This window comes from Pantoea pleuroti (genome assembly GCF_014156615.1).
GTDB lineage: Bacteria > Pseudomonadota > Gammaproteobacteria > Enterobacterales > Enterobacteriaceae > Pantoea > Pantoea agglomerans.
In genome coordinates this window covers 368397-386441 of the sequence record NZ_SBFD01000001.1, presented here as the reverse complement: position 1 = coordinate 386441, position 18045 = coordinate 368397, and the positions used below count along the sequence as shown (strand labels likewise).

Sequence of the window (18045 nt, the reverse complement as noted above, 5' to 3'; positions counted from 1 at the left end):
GAACGCGCCCGATTGCGATTATGGCTTCGCGCTGACATCAATGCCTGGGAAATATTTTTCAGCCAGCTTTTTGATGGTGCCATCGCCCTGCACTTTAGCAATCGCCGCATCCAGTGACTGCTTCAGCTGTGCGTCATCTTTGCGCAGACCGTAGCCGATGCCTGAACCAAGAATCGCGTCATCTTCTACTGGCTTGCCAACAAAACCAAAGCCTTTGCCCTGCGGTTTATCGAGGAAGCCAGACTGACCGGCAGCGGACATCACCAGTGTGCCATCCAGGCGGCCCGCGACCATGTCGTTGTAAACCTGGTTCTGATCCTGATACGAGGTCACGGTCACACCCTGCGGCTCCCAATGCTTCTTCGCATAGGTTTCCTGAATGGATCCCTGCAACACCCCGATGTTCTTGCCCTTCAGACCTTCGGCGGTCGGTGCCAGATTTTCACCGGTCTTCGCCACTAACATGGTGGGAATACGGTAGATCGGCTGCGTAAACGCAATGCTTCTGGCGCGCGCTTCGGTGATGTTCATCGCCGAGTTAATGGCGTCGAACTTTTTCGCCTGCAGTGCCGGGATCAGCGCATCAAAACTGCTCTCAACCCAGTGGCAGCTGAAGTTGCCCGCCTTACAGATGGCATTGCCCAGCTCGATATCAAAGCCTTCCAGCTCCCCTTTAGCATTGCGGCTTTCAAAAGGCGGATATTGTGACTCCACGCCGTAGCGTAAATCCTGTGCCAGTGCCTGTACCGATGTCATCATGCCCAGAGCGAGAAAAAGCGCGTTCAGTTTCTTCATTATGTTATTTACCCCGAAAAGTCCTGGTTACCTGTTCCCCGAGCTGACTCACGCGGTGGCGTGAATCAGTGAGAAAAAGCACATAGCGCAGCCGCGCCAGCCTCAAGTGTCGCCTCGTCTTTAGCAAAAGAGAGCCGAATCAGTTTGTTATCTGTGCCATCCATATAAAACGCCGACAGCGGTATGGTCGCCACACCGTGATCGACGATAAGACGTTTTACCATTTCACTGTCCGGTTCGTCACTGAAATGTCCATAGCTGGCGAGCATAAAGAATGAACCAGCACTCGGCAGCAGCCGGAACGGGGAGTTCTGCATCAGGGCGATCAGCCGATCCCGCTTCTGCTGATAGAAGGCACTGAGCGACAGATAGTTCTCTGGCGTCTGCAGATAGTGTGCGAAACCGACCTGCATCGGTGTATCGGCGGCGTACATCATAAACTGATGCACTTTCACCAGCTCAGTCATCAGCTCTGCCGGTGCCAGACAGTAGCCTACCCGCCAGCCGGTGACGTGGAAGGTTTTGCCAAACGAAGAGACAATGACGCTGCGGGCTGCCAGCTCCGGATGCGTCGCCATCCCACTATGCGGGCGGCCATCAAACAGAATATGCTCGTAAACCTCATCGGAGAGCACCACGATATCGGTGTTGCGGATTAAGGCTGCCAGTTGATTCAGGTCGTCGGGGGTCAGCACCTGCGCGCTGGGGTTGTGCGGCGTATTAATAATAATCATCCGGGTGCGCGGCGTGATTGCTGCCCGCAACTGATCCCAGTCGATAGCAAATGACGGCACCTGCAGCTTCAGGCCAATCGGTTTACCGCCCTGCAACCGCACCACCGGCGCGTAGCTGTCAAACGCCGGTTCAAAGAAGATCACCTCATCGCCCTGATGAACCAGCGCGGTGATCGCCATATAGAGCCCCTGGCTGGCGCTGCCGGTGATCAGCACTTCACTGGCGGCATCATATTGTTGTCCATAGAGCGCCTGTACTTTGCTGGCAAGCGCGTCGCGTAAGGCGGGCAAGCCCATCATGGCGGCATACTGATTATGTCCTTCCTGCATCGCGCGGCTGACTGAGTCGACCAGCGCCGGATCACAGGGGAAATTGGGCGCGCCCTGCGACAGGTTAATCGCCTGATGCTGCGCCGAAAGCTGGCCAATCACGCTGAAAATAGTGGTGCCGACGTCCGGCAATTTTGAGTGGATAGCGACAGGCGTTTTCAGGGACATACTCTCTCCGTCAGGGGCATAACCGATCAGATGCGATAAATAGCTATTCAACGGGCTGCGACTTGAGTCGGCAAGCGAAATGTCGTCATAATAGCCATGACAAAAATGCATAGCTGAGGTTCACCGTGTCACGCTTATCGCTGCCGCTTAATGGCATTCACGCCTTTCTGGTGACCGCCCGACATCTCAATCTGACCCACGCTGCCCGCGAACTGTGCCTGACGCAGGGCGCCGTCAGTCGTAAGATTGCCGCGCTGGAGCAGTGGCTGGGCGTGACGCTGTTTGACCGCCACGCGCGCGGTCTGCGCCTGACCCCTCAGGGCGCGGCGCTGCTGCCTGACTTACAGCAGGGTTTTGAGCTGATGTTTAAGGCCAGCGAGAAGGTCCGCCGCAGTCAGGTCAGCATTCGCCTGAAAGCGCCAACCTGTGCGATGCGCTGGCTGGTGCCCCGGCTGATGGCGCTGGAGCAGCATCGTCCTGAACTGCATGTGGCCCTGACCACCACGCTGGATCATGCCGCGCAGCTTGAGAACTTCGATGTGGCGATTGTCTATGGTAAGCCGCACCCTGACGGAATTTGCCTGTTCAGTGAGTCGCTGACGCCGGTGATGGCGGGTGATCAACCCCGCCCGGACTCCCTGGCGGCACTGCCCACAATGACCTTCTTGCATCCAACGGCAGATACGCGTGACTGGCAGTGCTGGCTGCAGGCGCAGCAGGTGACGCTGAGCATGAAGCGGAACCAGCATTTTGCCACCATGGACTTAGCGATCAGTGCAGCGATTCAGGGGTTTGGTGTGGCAATTGCCGACAGCAATCTGGTGGAGAGTGATATTGCCAGCGGCAGGCTGATTAAGCCGTTCGCTGGCGAGGTAAAAACCGGTGCGGTTTACAGTTTGCTGCAACGGCCCGCGCAGGATGCGCCACCGTTCCTGGCGGAACTGGTGGCGTGGCTGTGCAGGGATCAGAAGGTAACCCAGTCGCCGTTATCCGCCGGTTTAGCCTGAGCCGCACTCAGCACGGGCGCTTTCGGCGCGGTCGGTTTACTGCTGATGACCGGTGCGATCTGGCTGTTGCTGGAGAGACGGAACTTCGACACAGAAGCCTGTAACGCTTCCGTCTGCAGTGCCAGCGCGCTCGCCGCGGCCGAGACCTCTTCAACCAGTGAGGCGTTCTGCTGGGTCACGCTATCCATTTCAGTCACCGCGGCACCGACCTGAGAGATGCCTTTGCTCTGCTCTTCCGAGGCGGAAGCGATCTGTTTCATGATCGCATCAACATCCTGCACCGATTTCAGAATATTGTTCATGGTGCCGCCGGTGGTGCTGACCAGCTCAGCGCCTTTACCTACACGCTGAACCGAATCTTCAATCAGCGTCGCAATCTCTTTTGCGGCGTTGGCGCTGCGCTGTGCAAGGTTACGCACTTCAGAGGCAACCACTGCAAAACCCCGACCCTGTTCGCCGGCACGTGCCGCTTCGACGGCGGCGTTCAGCGCCAGAATATTGGTCTGGAAAGCGATGCCGTTGATCACGTTAGTGATTTCAGCGATTTTCTTCGAGCTGCCGGAGATGCCATCCATAGTGCTGACGACTTCACTGACCAGCTGACCGCCACGTTGTGCCGTGGTGGTGGCGGTTTCTGCCAGCAGGCTGGCCTGGCGGGCATTATCGGCGTTGAATTTTACCGTGGCCGTCAACTGCTCCATGCTGGCCGCAGTCTGTTCCAGCGCAGCGGCCTGCTCTTCAGTACGTGAAGAGAGGTCATTGTTACCGGCAGAAATCTCTGCGGCACCGCGCGATATATTCTCGGTGCCGCTGCGAATGGCGCTGACCGCTTCACGCAGACTGTCCTGCATGGCACTCAGCAGCGGCACCAGTTTACCGACGCAGTTGCGACCGAAATCGGATACCGGCTGACTCAGGTCGCCCGTGGCAATGACCGCGAAGTGGGTACGGATACTTTCCAGCGGACGGACCAGCATCGCCACCAGATAGCGGTCGGTAAACAGCAGAATAAACAGGCCGATAATTACCGTGATGGTAATAATCGTTTTGGTCATCGCCGTGAGGTGATCCACTTCAACCCGGGTTGCATCCAGCTTTTCAGCTGCGCCCTGGCTGAATTTCTCTGCGCTGATGCCAAAGGCACGACTGAGTGGCGGCGTGACGTTATTTGCCTGCTGACGATAAGCATCAGGCGAGGCCTGACGGGCCAGCTGCAATTGTGGCGTGACGCCCGCATCCAGCAGCTTTTGCCAGCTCTGAATCACTCCATCCACGACATCCGGGTTCATCGGGCCAGGTGCCAGTTGTTTAAAGCGCGCCAGTTGCTGGGTCATGCTGTCCAGCGCCTGCTGCACCGGTGCATAAGCCTCATCGTTCAGGGTCTGACCTGCGGCTTTGCTTTCCATCACACGAGATAAGCGCGTGATGACACGAAAATATTGATCGTTGCCTTTGCTCAGCACCGTCATTTGCTCAACCAGATGACGGTCCACATCATTCCCTTCGCTGAGCGCGCCAAGAGAGTGAATGCTATACAGCCCGACGCCGCTCCACAGTAAACAAAACAGTCCCAGAATAGAGAGCATCACTGCGCGAATGGTAAAATTTTTGAGCATTCCCATACCAAAATCCTATACACGTTGACCCGCAAGCGTCGGGCATAGGAGATTTATCGGCATGCGATTGTGAAGATGTAACTGTTTTGTTACCTAATATTTTACAGCGTCCCTAAGCCAAATTTCACTTTGTAGCCTTTTTATTCAGCAGGTTAACCTTTAAAAAGCAGAGTAATTCCATTCGCATAATTTAATGGTTAGCACGCTAACCATGGCCCGCCACTTAAAGCCTGACCATACGGGTCATTAATAGCCGGAAAAGCCGCATACGGGCGCGCATAAAGTTCCGCTTCAGAACCAGTCCGCTCTTCCGATTATCACCAAGTGACATTGTCACATCAGAGCCTGGATGCCAGGCTGGCCACATGACCTCCCCCTCCAGCTGATGCTTATATTCCGTAGCATCACGGGCAAAGGTAAACCAGTACTCGCTGACACGCGCCGCAAATGCCCGATCGGCCTCACTGAAGGGTCGTTCTTCGTTGGGATCCGGCATCTGACTCAGCGTATTCAGCACATAAGGCACTTCGTTGCCGTGCCAGGTGCCGTGCGGATAGAGGTCACGGGCATGTTCAGAGACATAATCAAACCAGTAGCGCCAGCCTGGCATGCCGGCATTGTGCTGCGCCCGCATCACCAGCCACGGCACCAGACTGAATGCCATATCACGCGCCACGGCACGTCCCAGCCGCTGATCGTCATGAATGTCATACATCCATTTCAGCGTCCGGTAAGTGAGACGATTTTTATCGCGTAACTGATGCAACACCGCGGTGGCATCCACGCCAAAATATTCCAGCACGCTGGCTTCATCGCTGTTACTGCCCGCCATCAGCGGCAGACGGTGCTGTTTTGCAGCCATAAAGGTTTTCAGCATCGGCTCAGGCAGGACAGCATCACCCGCAATCGGCACCGGCGGGATCGCCAGCGGCCCTTCCAGCGACCAGAAGGCATCGGCAGGCAGTGCGCGCAGGTCATCAGCGCTGGCATCGGGCGGCAGACCGAAATGGCGGGCCACCGCCATGCCCTGCTGACGCGCTTTTTTCAGCGGCGTGTCAGGCAGGCTGTAGGCGCTCTGCACAATCCCTTTATGAAACAGCCCTTCAGCCAGCGGCGAACAGCAGAGTGACAGCACGCTGCGTGCGCCTGAGGATTCACCGAAAAGTGTCACATTGCGGCGGTCGCCGCCAAAGGCAGGAATGTTGCGCTGCACCCACTGCAGTGCGGCAATCTGATCCAGCAGGCCAAAATTGTTCACCGTGCTGGCAACAGGGTATTCAGCATCCAGGGCCGGATGAGAGAAGAAACCGAGATGGCCGAGCCGGTAGTTGAGCGTCACCACTACCGCGCCGCGTGAAGCCATCGGCTTGCCGTTGTAAGGTGCCAGCCCGCCAGCACCAATGGTGTAGCCACCACCGTGCAGCCATACCATCACCGGCAGGGGTTTCACGGGCGCGACATCGGGCGTCCAGACATTAAGGTAGAGGCAATCTTCACTGAACTCACCCGGATCGCCACCGCCTACGGCCTGGCAGTAGGTGCGGTTTTGCCAGCCGGAAGCCCCAAACGCGGTGGCGTCGCGCACCTGCAGCCAGGGCGTAACCGGCTGTGGCGGGCGCCAGCGCAGCGCGCCAAGTGGTGCCGCCGCATAAGGTATGCCTTTGAATACGAAAAGGTCATCGTCCATGCATCCACGCAACTCCCCCTCAGCAGTCATGATCCTCAGACCTGTTTCGTTTTTCATTCCTGTTTCCCTGTTCAAACGTCCCTCCATTATTTGCAGGCCCGCCAGCATTGTCCAGGTACGGAAGGGATTTGCAGAATATGCCGAAGCGTGAGGGGCTGGCGTGAACATGCTCATCAACAGGTTCAGAGAGTCAATTACCGTTATGATTCAACGTTGTTTATCTTTTCGCAGTGGGTCAATGGCGCTGCCAGCGCCGGAGTGGCGCGTCGTTGCTCTGTTATCAGGTGCGGTTTTGCTGCTGTTAATCAGTCAGCCTGCTAATAGATTAAGATACTCACGCAGGTAAACCTGCGCTGAGCGGTAAAGCGTTGTTTTTCCCCAGTCCTGTCAGCACATTACGCGCGTTGTACCACTTCAGGTCCACTGGCCTTAGCAGGGGCGGTGCAGAGAAAACGTTGCGGGCAACGCGCCTGTTGCCCGCAGAGGCGTCAGTCTGGCCGCAAGCCGCACTGCGCCAGCGAGCGCTGCTGGCGCTCTTCGTATAACGCCATCTCATCCAGCACGACAGCGCCCAGCGCGGCTTCAAATGCCTGGCGGCTCGCCTGTCCCGCCGAACGAACCTGCGCCCGATCGCCGAGGTTGGACTGGAAAATGCCCGCCGCGCTGACGGGCAGAAAATCTTCATAGATGATAGGGTCTGCCAGCACACGACCTTCTTCGATGAGGGTCTCCAGCGATTCACCCTGAGCCGGCGGCGTCGCGATGCCCTTTTCACTCAGGCGATAATGGAACCAGGCCAGCTCCTGCTGGCGCAGCGTGGTTTCGTCGTCGGGGAAGTCACGGAAAATCGCCGCAAGATGTTGCTGATGCTGCTGATTACCCTGACCGCTGCCCGCCTCGCTGAGCAGCCGATCGTAAAGCGCACGGCCCTGAGGCGTCAGTGCCGCGCCGCGCTGCTCAATTTCACCGAAGCGTGCAGTATGAGTTCCCTGATGCCCATCCTGAAAGACGATCGGCTCTTCCAGCGCTTTAAAGCTGGTCTGACGTAACAGGATCGGTACCTGGCGACGCGGTGGTCCCTCGATCAGAGTTTTCGGATCGATACCGCGCGACGGCATCAGTTGCTGTACGCGGTCGATATCCAGCGTACGCGGCGTGAGATGGTTGATGTGGCAGCCGGGAAAGCAGACTACGTCAGCAATCAGCCGATGCTGCTGGTTCAGCGCCTGATAGGTCTGACTGTCCACGCTGCTGTGGGCGTGCCAGCGGAAGGTTTCCAGTGCTTCGGTAACAAACTCAGTGGCCTGCTCGTCGGTTAATCCGCCCTGCTGCTGCTGCAGTTCCAACAGCGCCCGGCAACGGGGGGTGAAAATGTCGCGCGCGGCAAGAATCTCCGCCGCCTTTTCACGCAGCGCGTGGTCGTCGATCAGTTCAGGGCGTAACAGCGAGGTAAAGACCCGAAAGGGATTGCGCCGCAGCGCCGCATCGGTGATCGGCCGGAACGCCGTGGAGTGCACCGGCACACCAGCCTGAGAAAGATCGTAATAGCCAACCGGGTGCATTCCCATCACCGCAAACAGCTGCCGCAGTGTGGCTAATTCGTCTGCCGTGCCCACTCGGATTGCACCGTGACGTTCCAGGTTGAGTCGGCCGATCTCATCGGCTGCGGTGAGACGATCTTTCAGCGCGATATCCGCTTCCAGCGCGCGGTCGTTGACGGTCGCCACCAGCTGCATCAGCGTGCCATATTGCGGCACTTCCTGCTGATACATAGCTGACATCGCCTGAGAGAAACGGGTGCGGATGAGATCCGCACTGAGAAAGTTGTCCATCTTATCCACCTGACACCGTTAGCGTTGCTGCTAATGTAATGCAACGCGCTGGCCTCAGCGGAAAAAATCACGAATCTGTGATCGGCTTAAAGCCGTAGCGATTTTTTAACAGCAGCATCAGGGTGGTGATCACAGCCGGTATCGCCAGCAGCAGAAAGATAACGCTGAAAGACCACCCGAGAGACATCATCTCTGCGCCAATGAAGGCGCTTAAAATCGCGCCGATGCGGCCCACTCCATGCATCCAGCTGGAACCGGTAGCGCGAGCGTGGGTAGGATAATAGCTGGCGGATAAGGCATTCATACCGGTATTGGCCCCGTTGAAACAGAAGCCACTGCAAAAGGCAATCGCACTCATCATCCCCACTTCCGCAGGTGAAAAGCCCAGTGCCACAATAAACAGCCCGCCGCAGCCGTAGATCGCCGCCAGCGCCAGATTAGCGTTGAAGCGATCCATCATCCAGCCCGCAAACAGGGAGCCCAGCGTCCCGCCCGCCTGATACATCGCGGTGATAATCGCCGCTTCGGTCACTGACATGCCCAGGGTGTTGACCAGCGACGGCAGCCAGCTGCCAATCAGGTAAACCATGAACAGTCCCATGAAATAACCGCCCCACAGCATAGTGCTGCCAAACAGATAGCGGCGTGAAAGTACGGTGCCTATCGCGCCGCTCACCGGCACGGTGGCCTCAGGCGCGTGAAACGCACAGTCGGGCGCGGTTTTGCCCGGCATCATCCGGTCGAGGATGGCGTGAATGCGGGCAGCCGGTGCGCCACGGCTGATAAGAAATCGCACCGACTCCGGCAGGCCGCGGATCAGTAATGGCAACACCAGCAGCGGCAGAATGCCGCCCAGCAGTAGCACGGAGTGCCAGTCATAGCGCGGTAGCAGCCAGGAGGCAGCAAATCCCCCGCTGGCGGCACCAAAGGTAAAGCCGCAGAACACCACCGTGATGATAAAAGCCCGTCGCCGCTCAGGTGCATATTCCGCCACCAGCGTGCCGACGTTGGGCATCGCCGCACCCAGTCCCAGCCCGGTCATGAAACGGAACAGCATCATCTGCTCAATGTTCTGTGACAGCGCCGTTGCCAGCGTCCAGAGACCGAAAAAGAAGACGCTGAGGATAATCATCATGCGACGGCCATAGCGGTCAGCCAGCGGCCCTGCCACCATGGCACCCAGCGCCAGCCCGATTAACGCTGCGCTGATGACGACCCCGAGCTGATGATTGCTCACCCCCCACGCGGCTTTCAGTGTCGGCGCAATAAATCCCATGATCGCAATGTCCATGCCATCGAGTGCCACCACGATAAAACAGAGCGCAATGAGCCGCTTTTGCCAGTGGCTCAGCCCCTGCTGGTTGATAAGCTGGCGGACATCTACCGCCTCGACGCTGGTCAATGAACACTCCTCTGGAGTAACGAAATCTGACATCAGTTTAAGTAAAAAAAACGGCGCTAATGATAGCCGATCGTTAACCTTAAGCGGTCAGATTTTTATATGATATTGAGAATTATTCAACATTAAGCAGTTAAGTTATTGATATACCGTAGACAGAGGATGGCGTATTTCAGCGATATACCAGGCCGAGCGCTTTTTTATCAGAGAGTTAAAGGGTAACGCGGTCATTTCGACTCGTTTGTTAAAATAAATTTGCAGCAAAGTTAACAGAATTCATTTTAAACAGTTGCCTGAAGCCGGTCATTCTCATTAAGTTTAGGATATGGAAAAAAATATCCTTTTCAATCAGCGCATTCGCTTGCGCCATCTACATACCTTTGTTGCGGTTGCGCAGCAAGGCACGCTGGGCCGGGCGGCAGAGACGCTTAGCCTCAGTCAGCCTGCCCTCTCCAAAACCCTGAATGAGCTGGAGGAGCTGACTGGCGTTCGTCTGTTTGAACGTGGCCGGCTGGGCGCGCAGCTGACCACCATGGGAGAGCAGTTTCTGACCCATGCGGTGCGGGTGCTCGACGCGCTGAACCATGCCGGACAGAGTTTTAATGAGCAGCCGGGGGATGCGCCGGTGATTATCCGGCTGGGAGCATTGACCACTGCCGCGATGGGGATGCTGCCACGCATCCTGGATCGTTTTCATCAGTTGCAACCCAATACCACCATTCAGGTGGCGACACTTCACAATAATGTGTTGCTGGCAGGCCTGCGCGGCGGTGAGTTCGATATCGGCATTGGCCGGATGGCGGACAGCGCCATGATGACCGGGCTGACCTATGAATTGCTGTTTCTGGAGTCACTCAAGCTGGTAGTCAGGCCGGAACACCCGCTGTTAAGTGACAATGTCACGCTTTCGCGTGCGATGCAGTGGCCGGTAGTGATTTCGCCCGAGGGTACTGCTCCGCGCCGGATTGCACAGCAGATGCTGGATGAACAGGGCTGCACCCTTCCGCCTCACTGCATTGAGACTTCATCAACTTCACTGGCGCGCCAGCTGGCTCTTCGCTACGACTACATCTGGTTCGTCCCTTCCGGGGCGATTAAAGAGGATCTGAGCCACAATGCCGTTTGTGCACTGCCGATCGCCTCTTCCGGACCGGGCGAACCAGTGGGCATCATTACCCGCACCGGCGCAGAACTGAGCCTGAGTGCCGAGGTGCTGATGTCCACCATCCGTAAGTTTCACAGTTAGCGGCTGCGTTTCGCATGCCGCTCGCGGTTTTCAAGGCGTGCTTTATCGGTTTTGCGCAATCCCACATAAAGCGCCCCGGCCCCGCCATGCCGGGTCTGGGCTACGCAAAAGGTCTGTACGTCATCAAACTGCTTTAGCCAGCGCGCGAGATAGCTGCGCACAATGTTGGCATGCGATTCATCATCACGACCTTTGCCGTGGATGATTAGCAGATTGCGCAATCCCTGTTTGTGCGCCTGCATCATAAAGTTAAAGAGCGCCTGACGACAGGTTTCAACCGGTTGCCGCAACAGGTTGAGGCTGGCATTCAGCTGATACTCTCCTCTGCGCAGTTTATCCAGAATACCCTGCTGAATGCCGTCGGCTTTGTATTCCAGCGGTGTATTGAGTGGAACGATCTCCAGATCGCCCCGGGTCAGGAAATTCTCCAGCTCAGATTCACCTGGCGGTTTTCGTGGCGCCTTCGTTGAAGGTGCTTTGAGCCACAAGGTTGTGGTGGTGTCTTTTAACGGCGTGACATCGCCCATGGCATCCCGAAAGAGATCATTATCATCAAGGTTCATGGTTTTCTCACACCTGGTTAAAATTGATGGAATGTGCAAATCACGCTCTACCCGTTAGCGTAGCAAAAGCTGGAATCATCGGCCCACCCCACTTTTTCGAATGTCACTGCCAGCACAGAAGCGTGTGACAGATCACATAAGCGGAAACTTTTCGTGACAGTCGAACCTGTCGGGATTCTGAGAAGCCCGTCATATCAGCGTTTGTCGTTGTGTGCTTCGTCCATAATGTTTGTAGGTGTAAAACTGCTCGGATGAGTTCCCTTCAGCACAAAAAATGTTAAAATTGACCCCAGTCAATAATCGTCGAGCAAACCATTATGATCCCTGAAAAACGCAGCATTCGTCGTATTCAGTCGGGCGGTTGTGCCATTCACTGCCAGGATTGCAGCATCAGTCAGCTCTGCATCCCCTTTACGCTAAATGAACATGAGCTGGATCAGCTCGACAATATCATTGAGCGTAAAAAACCGATTCAGAAAGGGCAAACGCTTTTCAAAGCAGGCGATGAACTCAAGTCTCTGTATGCAATTCGCTCCGGTACTATTAAAAGCTACACAATCACTGAACAGGGTGATGAGCAGATCACCGGTTTCCATCTGGCGGGCGATTTAGTCGGCTTTGACGCGATTATGGGCTCCAGCCACCCCAGCTTTGCGCAGGCGCTGGAAACGGCAATGGTATGTGAGATCCCTTTTGAAACGCTGGATGATCTGTCGGGCAAAATGCCAGCCCTGCGTCAGCAGATGATGCGTCTGATGAGCGGTGAAATCAAAGGTGATCAGGACATGATCCTGCTGCTGTCAAAGAAAAATGCTGAAGAGCGCCTGGCGGCGTTTATCTGGAACCTTTCCCGTCGTTTTGGCCAGCGCGGCTTTTCACAGCGCGAATTCCGCCTCACCATGACGCGTGGCGATATCGGTAATTACCTGGGCCTGACGGTTGAAACCATCAGCCGCTTGCTGGGGCGTTTTCAGAAGTCCGGTATGCTGGCGGTGAAAGGCAAATATATCACGATTGAAAATCACGCCCTGCTGGAAGAGCTCGCGGGTCAGAGCCACCAGGCCGCCTGATACTCAGCCGGATCAATAAATCTTATTTTGTTGATCCGGCAGTAACTTTTTCACTTCTTCCGCTGTGCAACATAGGCTATCTTTATTCCAGTCGCTCTGGTTTAAGGAGAACGCCTCATGTCCCAGTACCAAAATGTTCTGGTCGCCATTGATGCCCAGCAAGACGATCAGCCCGCGCTGCGACGTGCGGTCTATCTGAATCAACGTCTTGGCGGAAGAATTAAAGCCTTCCTGCCTATCTATGACTTCTCATATGAGATGACCACCCTGCTTTCGCCGGATGAGCGCGCGTCGATGCGCCAGGGCGTGATCAGCCAGCGTACCGAATGGATCCGCGAGCAGGCCCGCGCTTATCTTGATGCCGGTGTCGAAATTGACATCAAAGTCATCTGGCACAACCGTCCCTATGAAGCCATTATTCAGGAAGTGCTCGCCCATCAGCATGACCTGGTGCTGAAGATGGCGCATCAGCATGATCGCCTTGAGTCAGTGATTTTCACTCCAACTGACTGGCACCTGCTGCGTAAATGCCCGTGTCCGGTGTGGATGGTCAAAGATCAGCCGTGGCCGGAAGGCGGTAAAGCGATTGTCGCGGTCAATCTTGCCAGCGAAGAGCCGCATCACGATGGCCTGAATCAGAAGCTGATTCGTGAAACGGTGATCCTGGCGGAAAAGGTGAATCAGACCGAAGTGCATCTGGTCGGCGCCTACCCGATTACCCCAATCAATATTGCTATCGAACTGCCCGATTTCGATCCCAGCGTCTACAATGACGCGATCCGTGGTCAGCATCTGGTGGCAATGAAAGCGCTACGGCAGAAGTTCTCGATTGGTGAAGAGTTCACCCATGTGGCTAAAGGCCTGCCGGAAGAAGTCATCCCCGATCTGGCGGCGCATCTGGGAGCCGGTGTGGTGGTGCTGGGAACGATTGGACGCACCGGACTGTCAGCGGCATTCCTCGGCAATACGGCGGAACAGGTGATTGATCATCTGCGTTGCGATCTGCTGGCACTTAAGCCTGACGATTTCAAATCGCCGATTGACCTGGATGATGAAGAGGATGAGGAGGATTAATCCTCCTCAGAAACAGAGAGGGCGGCTGATTTGCCGCCCTTTTTTATTACAGCGCTTTGAGAATCGCTTCCACGCTGGCTTTGGCATCGCCAAACAGCATCTGGCTATTCTCTTTGAAGAACAGCGGATTCTGCACCCCGGCATAGCCAGTGTTCATTGAGCGTTTGAACACTATCACGTTGTGCGCCTTCCACACTTCCAGCACCGGCATGCCCGCAATCGGACTGCGGGGATCATCCTGCGCCGCCGGGTTGACCGTGTCGTTAGCACCAATGACCAGCACCGTGTCGGTGTCACTGAAATCGTCGTTGATCTCATCCATCTCCAGCACCACGTCATAAGGCACTTTCGCCTCTGCCAGCAGCACATTCATGTGACCCGGCAGACGCCCCGCCACCGGATGGATACCGAAACGCACTTTGATACCAAGCGCACGCAGTCGGGCTGTCATTTCCGCGACCGGATACTGCGCCTGCGCTACCGCCATGCCGTAGCCTGGGGTGATAATCACCGAGCTGGAAGCCTTAAGCATCTCAGCGGTCTCTTCAGCCGTAATCTCACGATGCTCGCCCGCTTCCTGACTTTCATCGCCACTGCTGGCTTCAGTACCAAAGCCGCCCGCGATCACGCTGATAAACGAACGGTTCATCGCTTTGCACATGATGTAGGAGAGGATCGCACCGGATGACCCCACCAGCGCACCGGTCACAATCAGCAGATCGTTGCTTAACATGAAACCAGCAGCGGCGGCGGCCCAGCCTGAATAGGAGTTAAGCATCGAGACCACGACCGGCATATCCGCGCCGCCGATCGACGCGACCAGATGCCAGCCAAACGCCAGCGCAATCACCGTCATCAGCAAGAGTGCAAACACCTGCACAGCCGTGCTGCTGGTGTTAACAAACCACAGCAGCAGCAGGAACGAAACCACCAGCGCCAGCAGATTCAGCTTGTGACGATGCGGTAACGCTAACGGCCGTGAAGAGATTTTGCCGCACAGTTTGCCAAACGCCACCAGCGAGCCGGTGAAGGTGACGGCACCGATAAAGATACCGATAAACACTTCGCTGAGATGGATATTCTCCATCACCGCTGGCAGGCCAGGCGCATGGTCGATATAGCTGTTGATGCCCACCAGCACCGCGGCCAGGCCGACAAAGCTGTGCAGAATCGCCACCAGTTCCGGCATTTCCGTCATTTCGACTTTCTTCGCCAGACGAATGCCGATAGCGCCGCCAATGACCATCGCCAGCAGGATCCAGACCACATTACCGCTGTCCGGGCCAAATATGGTGGCGATCAGCGCAATCGCCATGCCGCTGATACCGAAAATATTACCCCGCTTAGAGGTCTCATGACGCGAAAGACCAGCAAGGCTACAGATGAACAGAATCGCAGCCACAATATAGGCTGCAGTGACTAATCCGCCAGACATGTATTACCCCTTACGAAACATTTTCAGCATGCGCTGGGTGACGGTGAAGCCACCAAAGATATTGATGCTGGCAATCAGCACGGCAATAAAGGAGATAAAGGTGACCCAGCCACCGTGGCCCATCTGTAAGACCGCACCGATAACGATGATGCCGGAAATAGCATTGGTTACGGACATCAGCGGTGTATGCAGCGCATGACTGACGTTCCAGACCACGTAATACCCCACTACGCAGGCGAGCGCGAACACGGTAAAATGGGAGAGGAAGTCGGCCGGTGCCACGTTTGCCAGGCAGCCAAACAGCACGATAGCCAGGGCGATCAGCAGATATTTACGCCATGGTGAAACGGGCTTCGCCTCAATTTTTTCTGACGGCTTCGCAGCGGCAGCGGCAGCCTGTGGCGCGGCGGAGACCTGAATCGGCGGGGCCGGCCAGGTCACTTCGCCATCGCGTACCACGGTGACGCCACGTACCACCACATCTTCGAAATCGACCTGGATTTCGCCATTTTTCTCTTTACACAGCAGCTTGATCAGATTGACCAGATTGGTGCCGTAGAGCTGGGAGGATTGTGTCGCCAGACGGCTGGGCAGATCGGTGTAACCGATGATTTTCACACCATTCGGCGTGACGGTAACCTGGTCAGCGACGGTCAGCGCACAGTTGCCGCCGGTCTGCGCCGCCAGATCAACAATGACGCTGCCCGGCTTCATGCTGGCGACCATCTCTTCGGTGATCAGTTTCGGAGCCGGTTTGCCTGGGATCAACGCCGTGGTGACAATGATGTCCACGTCTCTGGCCTGACTGGCAAACAGTGCCATCTCAGCTTTGATAAAAGCCTCGGACATGACTTTGGCATAGCCGTCGCCGCTACCCGCTTCCTCTTCAAAGTCGAGCTCAAGGAATTCGGCGCCCATACTCTGCACCTGCTCTTTGACTTCGGGACGGGTATCAAACGCCCGCACAATCGCGCCCAGGCTGCCCGCTGCGCCAATCGCGGCCAGCCCGGCAACACCGGCCCCAATCACCATCACTTTTGCCGGTGGCACTTTACCGGCTGCCGTGATCTGACCGGTAAAGAAGCGGCCAAATTCATGGGCGGCTTCGACAATGGCGCGATAACCGGCAATGTTCGCCATAGAGCTCAGGGCATCCAGCGACTGCGCCCGTGAGATACGCGGCACTGAATCCATGGCCATTACCGTAACCTGACGTGCGGCCAGCTTTGACAGCAGGTCTGGATTCTGTGCGGGCCAGATAAAACTGACCAGCGTGCTGCCCGCACGCGTCAGCGCAATCTCTTCGTCATCCGGCGCATTCACCTTCAGCACGATATCGGACTGCCAGACCTGTTCTCTGTCGCTGAGTGTGGCACCGGCTGCGATATAGCTTTCATCATCGAAGCTGGCGCGTTTACCGGCGTCATGCTCAAGGGTGACGCTGAAACCCAGCTTGATGAGTTGTTCCACGGTCTTAGGCGTGGCGGCCACGCGCGACTCGTTTGGCAACCTTTCCTTGGGTATTCCAATTAACATAGTGTTTCCTTTCATCGGTTAAAGGATGATGGCCCGAACCTGCACCACGAGAGCGCGACTAAAACGCGGTTTCAGCCGCTTTTGGACGAAACGCAGGTATTTCAAAGTGTTTATAACCTACTGAAAATGTGACGAGCGATCTACAGCGACTACGCAGAGTGATGACATTCACCCAATTATGCAGTGTTCTGTTAAGAAACCTGCGTTATCCCACTGCAAAATAGTCTCACAGGCAGATAATCTGCCAGAAACAATTGTACCAGGACGAATTAATCAACAACAAAAACCTTTATTTAACAATGCATTAACTGTTTTAGCGCTAATAGTTACCGCTTTTAGTGGTAACTGTCACTAAAACTGGCCATAACTGCGTTTGATGACAAACAAATGAAAAAATCATGGTTGAATAACGCGATCTGACACAAAAAATCGCTGCGACAGTCTGTTTATAACATGCAATAATCAGCGGCTATTCTGTTATACATCAAGAGTCCAGCACGTTTTCGTACTCATTTTTGCGTAAGGCGAAGGATTATTTTTATGAAGCTGAAGAACACTATTCTGGCGACTACTCTGTTGTCCCTGCTGGCAGCCAACGCATTCGCTGCGCAGGAACTTACGCCAGAAAAAGCGGCCGCGTTGAAGCCATTCGAACGTATTAATATCACCGGCCGTTTCAACGCAATTGGCGACGCTGCCGATGCGGTATCTAAGCGTGCAGATCAGATGGGCGCTGCCTCTTATTACATTCAGGCGATCAACGACAGCAACGGCAACAGCGGTAACTGGCGCGTTACGGCTGACCTCTATAAAGCCGATGCCCCGGCAGCCACAGAGTCAACGACCTACCGTCGTTTCAACGGCGTAAACGAACTGCCAAAAGCAGAAGCGTATAAACTCGAACCCTTCGATACCGTTTCGGTCAGCGGCTTCTTTGCCAGCCAGCCGGATGTAAACGACGCAATTTCGAAAGCCGCAAAACAGAAAGGCGCAGCCTCCTTCTTTATCGTTCGCCAGATCGATGCCAACAGCGGCGGCAATCAGTATGTCACCGCCTATGTCTATAAAGCGGATGCTAAAGAGCGCGCGGTGCAGACACCAAATGCGATTCCTGCCGATTCAGAAGCGGGTAAAGCCGCACTGGCAACCGGTGGCGCTGCGGCGGCTAACGTAGAGATTCCAGGCGTGGCCTCGTCTGAAACGCCAAGCAACAAAGTGGGCCGTTTCTTCGAAACCCAAAGCTCTACCGGCAAGCGCTATACCGTCAATCTGCCAAACGGCAAATCGGTGCAGGAAGTGAATGCCATTACTGCTGCGCAGATGCAGCCGTTCGATACCGTAACCTTCACCGGTCACTTCGGTACGCCAACTGAGATTTCAGAAGAAGTGGCGAAGCGTGCGGCGGACAAAGGTGCTAAGTTCTACCACGTCACCCGCCAGTGGCAGAACCAGAGTGGCGGTAACCTGACCGTCACGGCTGACCTGTTTAAGTAATCCTTTTCAGGGCGGCGCCTGCCGCCCTGCTGTTTGCATAATTCCTGCGCTGTTTTGCA

Annotated in this window: 14 protein-coding genes; 5 read left to right on the top strand and 9 right to left on the bottom strand. The window is 55.7% G+C overall.

From position 1 onward, the window contains the following. Positions 1–18 precede the first annotated feature (18 nt). The gene (locus EPG66_RS01935; protein ID WP_010670199.1) at positions 19–795 is read right to left on the bottom strand and encodes a transporter substrate-binding domain-containing protein; all 777 of its coding nucleotides are present in this window, start codon (positions 793–795) and stop codon (positions 19–21) included. Between the two features lie 65 nt (positions 796–860). Further along, positions 861–2027, bottom strand: a complete 1167-nt coding sequence (locus EPG66_RS01930; protein ID WP_182685822.1) for a methionine aminotransferase — start codon at positions 2025–2027, stop codon at positions 861–863. A 125-nt stretch (positions 2028–2152) separates the two neighbouring features. On the opposite strand from EPG66_RS01930, the gene EPG66_RS01925 reads away from it, so the two are divergent. After that, entirely contained in the window at positions 2153–3034 is an 882-nt protein-coding gene (locus EPG66_RS01925) for a LysR substrate-binding domain-containing protein (protein WP_182685820.1), read from the top strand. Here the strand turns inward: EPG66_RS01925 and EPG66_RS01920 are convergent. The 4 genes from EPG66_RS01920 to EPG66_RS01905 form a co-directional block, all read right to left on the bottom strand. Continuing rightward, positions 2992–4656 (bottom strand): methyl-accepting chemotaxis protein, encoded by a 1665-nt coding sequence (locus EPG66_RS01920; protein ID WP_163657541.1) that lies wholly within the window; start codon positions 4654–4656, stop codon positions 2992–2994. The two genes, EPG66_RS01925 and EPG66_RS01920, sit on opposite strands and share 43 nt — an antisense overlap. A 217-nt stretch (positions 4657–4873) precedes the next feature. Next, positions 4874–6394 carry a carboxylesterase/lipase family protein gene (locus EPG66_RS01915; RefSeq protein WP_182685818.1) on the bottom strand — a complete coding sequence of 507 codons (1521 nt, stop codon included), beginning with the start codon at positions 6392–6394 and terminating at the stop codon, positions 4874–4876. 431 nt (positions 6395–6825) lie between these two features. Then, positions 6826–8169 carry a 2-oxoadipate dioxygenase/decarboxylase HglS gene (hglS, locus tag EPG66_RS01910; RefSeq protein ID WP_182685816.1) on the bottom strand — a complete coding sequence of 448 codons (1344 nt, stop codon included), beginning with the start codon at positions 8167–8169 and terminating at the stop codon, positions 6826–6828. 67 nt (positions 8170–8236) lie between these two features. Further along, a complete protein-coding gene (locus EPG66_RS01905; protein ID WP_182685814.1) occupies positions 8237–9571 on the bottom strand; it encodes an MFS transporter in 1335 nt (444 codons plus the stop codon). A gap of 322 nt (positions 9572–9893) precedes the next feature. On the opposite strand from EPG66_RS01905, the gene EPG66_RS01900 reads away from it, so the two are divergent. Continuing rightward, positions 9894–10814, top strand: coding sequence for a LysR substrate-binding domain-containing protein (locus EPG66_RS01900; RefSeq protein WP_010670205.1), 921 nt, complete (start codon positions 9894–9896; stop codon positions 10812–10814). On the opposite strand, the gene smrA is transcribed toward EPG66_RS01900, so the two are convergent. Next, the gene (gene smrA / locus EPG66_RS01895; protein WP_109650440.1) at positions 10811–11377 is read right to left on the bottom strand and encodes a DNA endonuclease SmrA; all 567 of its coding nucleotides are present in this window, start codon (positions 11375–11377) and stop codon (positions 10811–10813) included. The two genes, EPG66_RS01900 and smrA, sit on opposite strands and share 4 nt — an antisense overlap. A gap of 317 nt (positions 11378–11694) precedes the next feature. Between smrA and fnr the strand changes: the two genes are divergently transcribed. Then, positions 11695–12447, top strand: a complete 753-nt coding sequence (fnr, locus tag EPG66_RS01890; RefSeq protein WP_010244686.1) for a fumarate/nitrate reduction transcriptional regulator Fnr — start codon at positions 11695–11697, stop codon at positions 12445–12447. A gap of 117 nt (positions 12448–12564) precedes the next feature. Further along, complete coding sequence (gene uspE / locus EPG66_RS01885; RefSeq protein ID WP_010244683.1) at positions 12565–13521, top strand: universal stress protein UspE; 957 nt, start codon at positions 12565–12567, stop codon at positions 13519–13521. 46 nt (positions 13522–13567) lie between these two features. On the opposite strand, the gene pntB is transcribed toward uspE, so the two are convergent. After that, positions 13568–14956: a Re/Si-specific NAD(P)(+) transhydrogenase subunit beta gene (gene pntB / locus EPG66_RS01880; protein WP_010670206.1), complete on the bottom strand. Its 1389-nt coding sequence runs from the start codon at positions 14954–14956 to the stop codon at positions 13568–13570. Between the two features lie 3 nt (positions 14957–14959). After that, entirely contained in the window at positions 14960–16492 is a 1533-nt protein-coding gene (pntA, locus tag EPG66_RS01875) for a Re/Si-specific NAD(P)(+) transhydrogenase subunit alpha (RefSeq protein ID WP_062757705.1), read from the bottom strand. 540 nt (positions 16493–17032) lie between these two features. On the opposite strand from pntA, the gene ydgH reads away from it, so the two are divergent. After that, positions 17033–17986, top strand: coding sequence for a DUF1471 family protein YdgH (ydgH, locus tag EPG66_RS01870; protein WP_010244673.1), 954 nt, complete (start codon positions 17033–17035; stop codon positions 17984–17986). Positions 17987–18045: the final 59 nt, after the last annotated feature.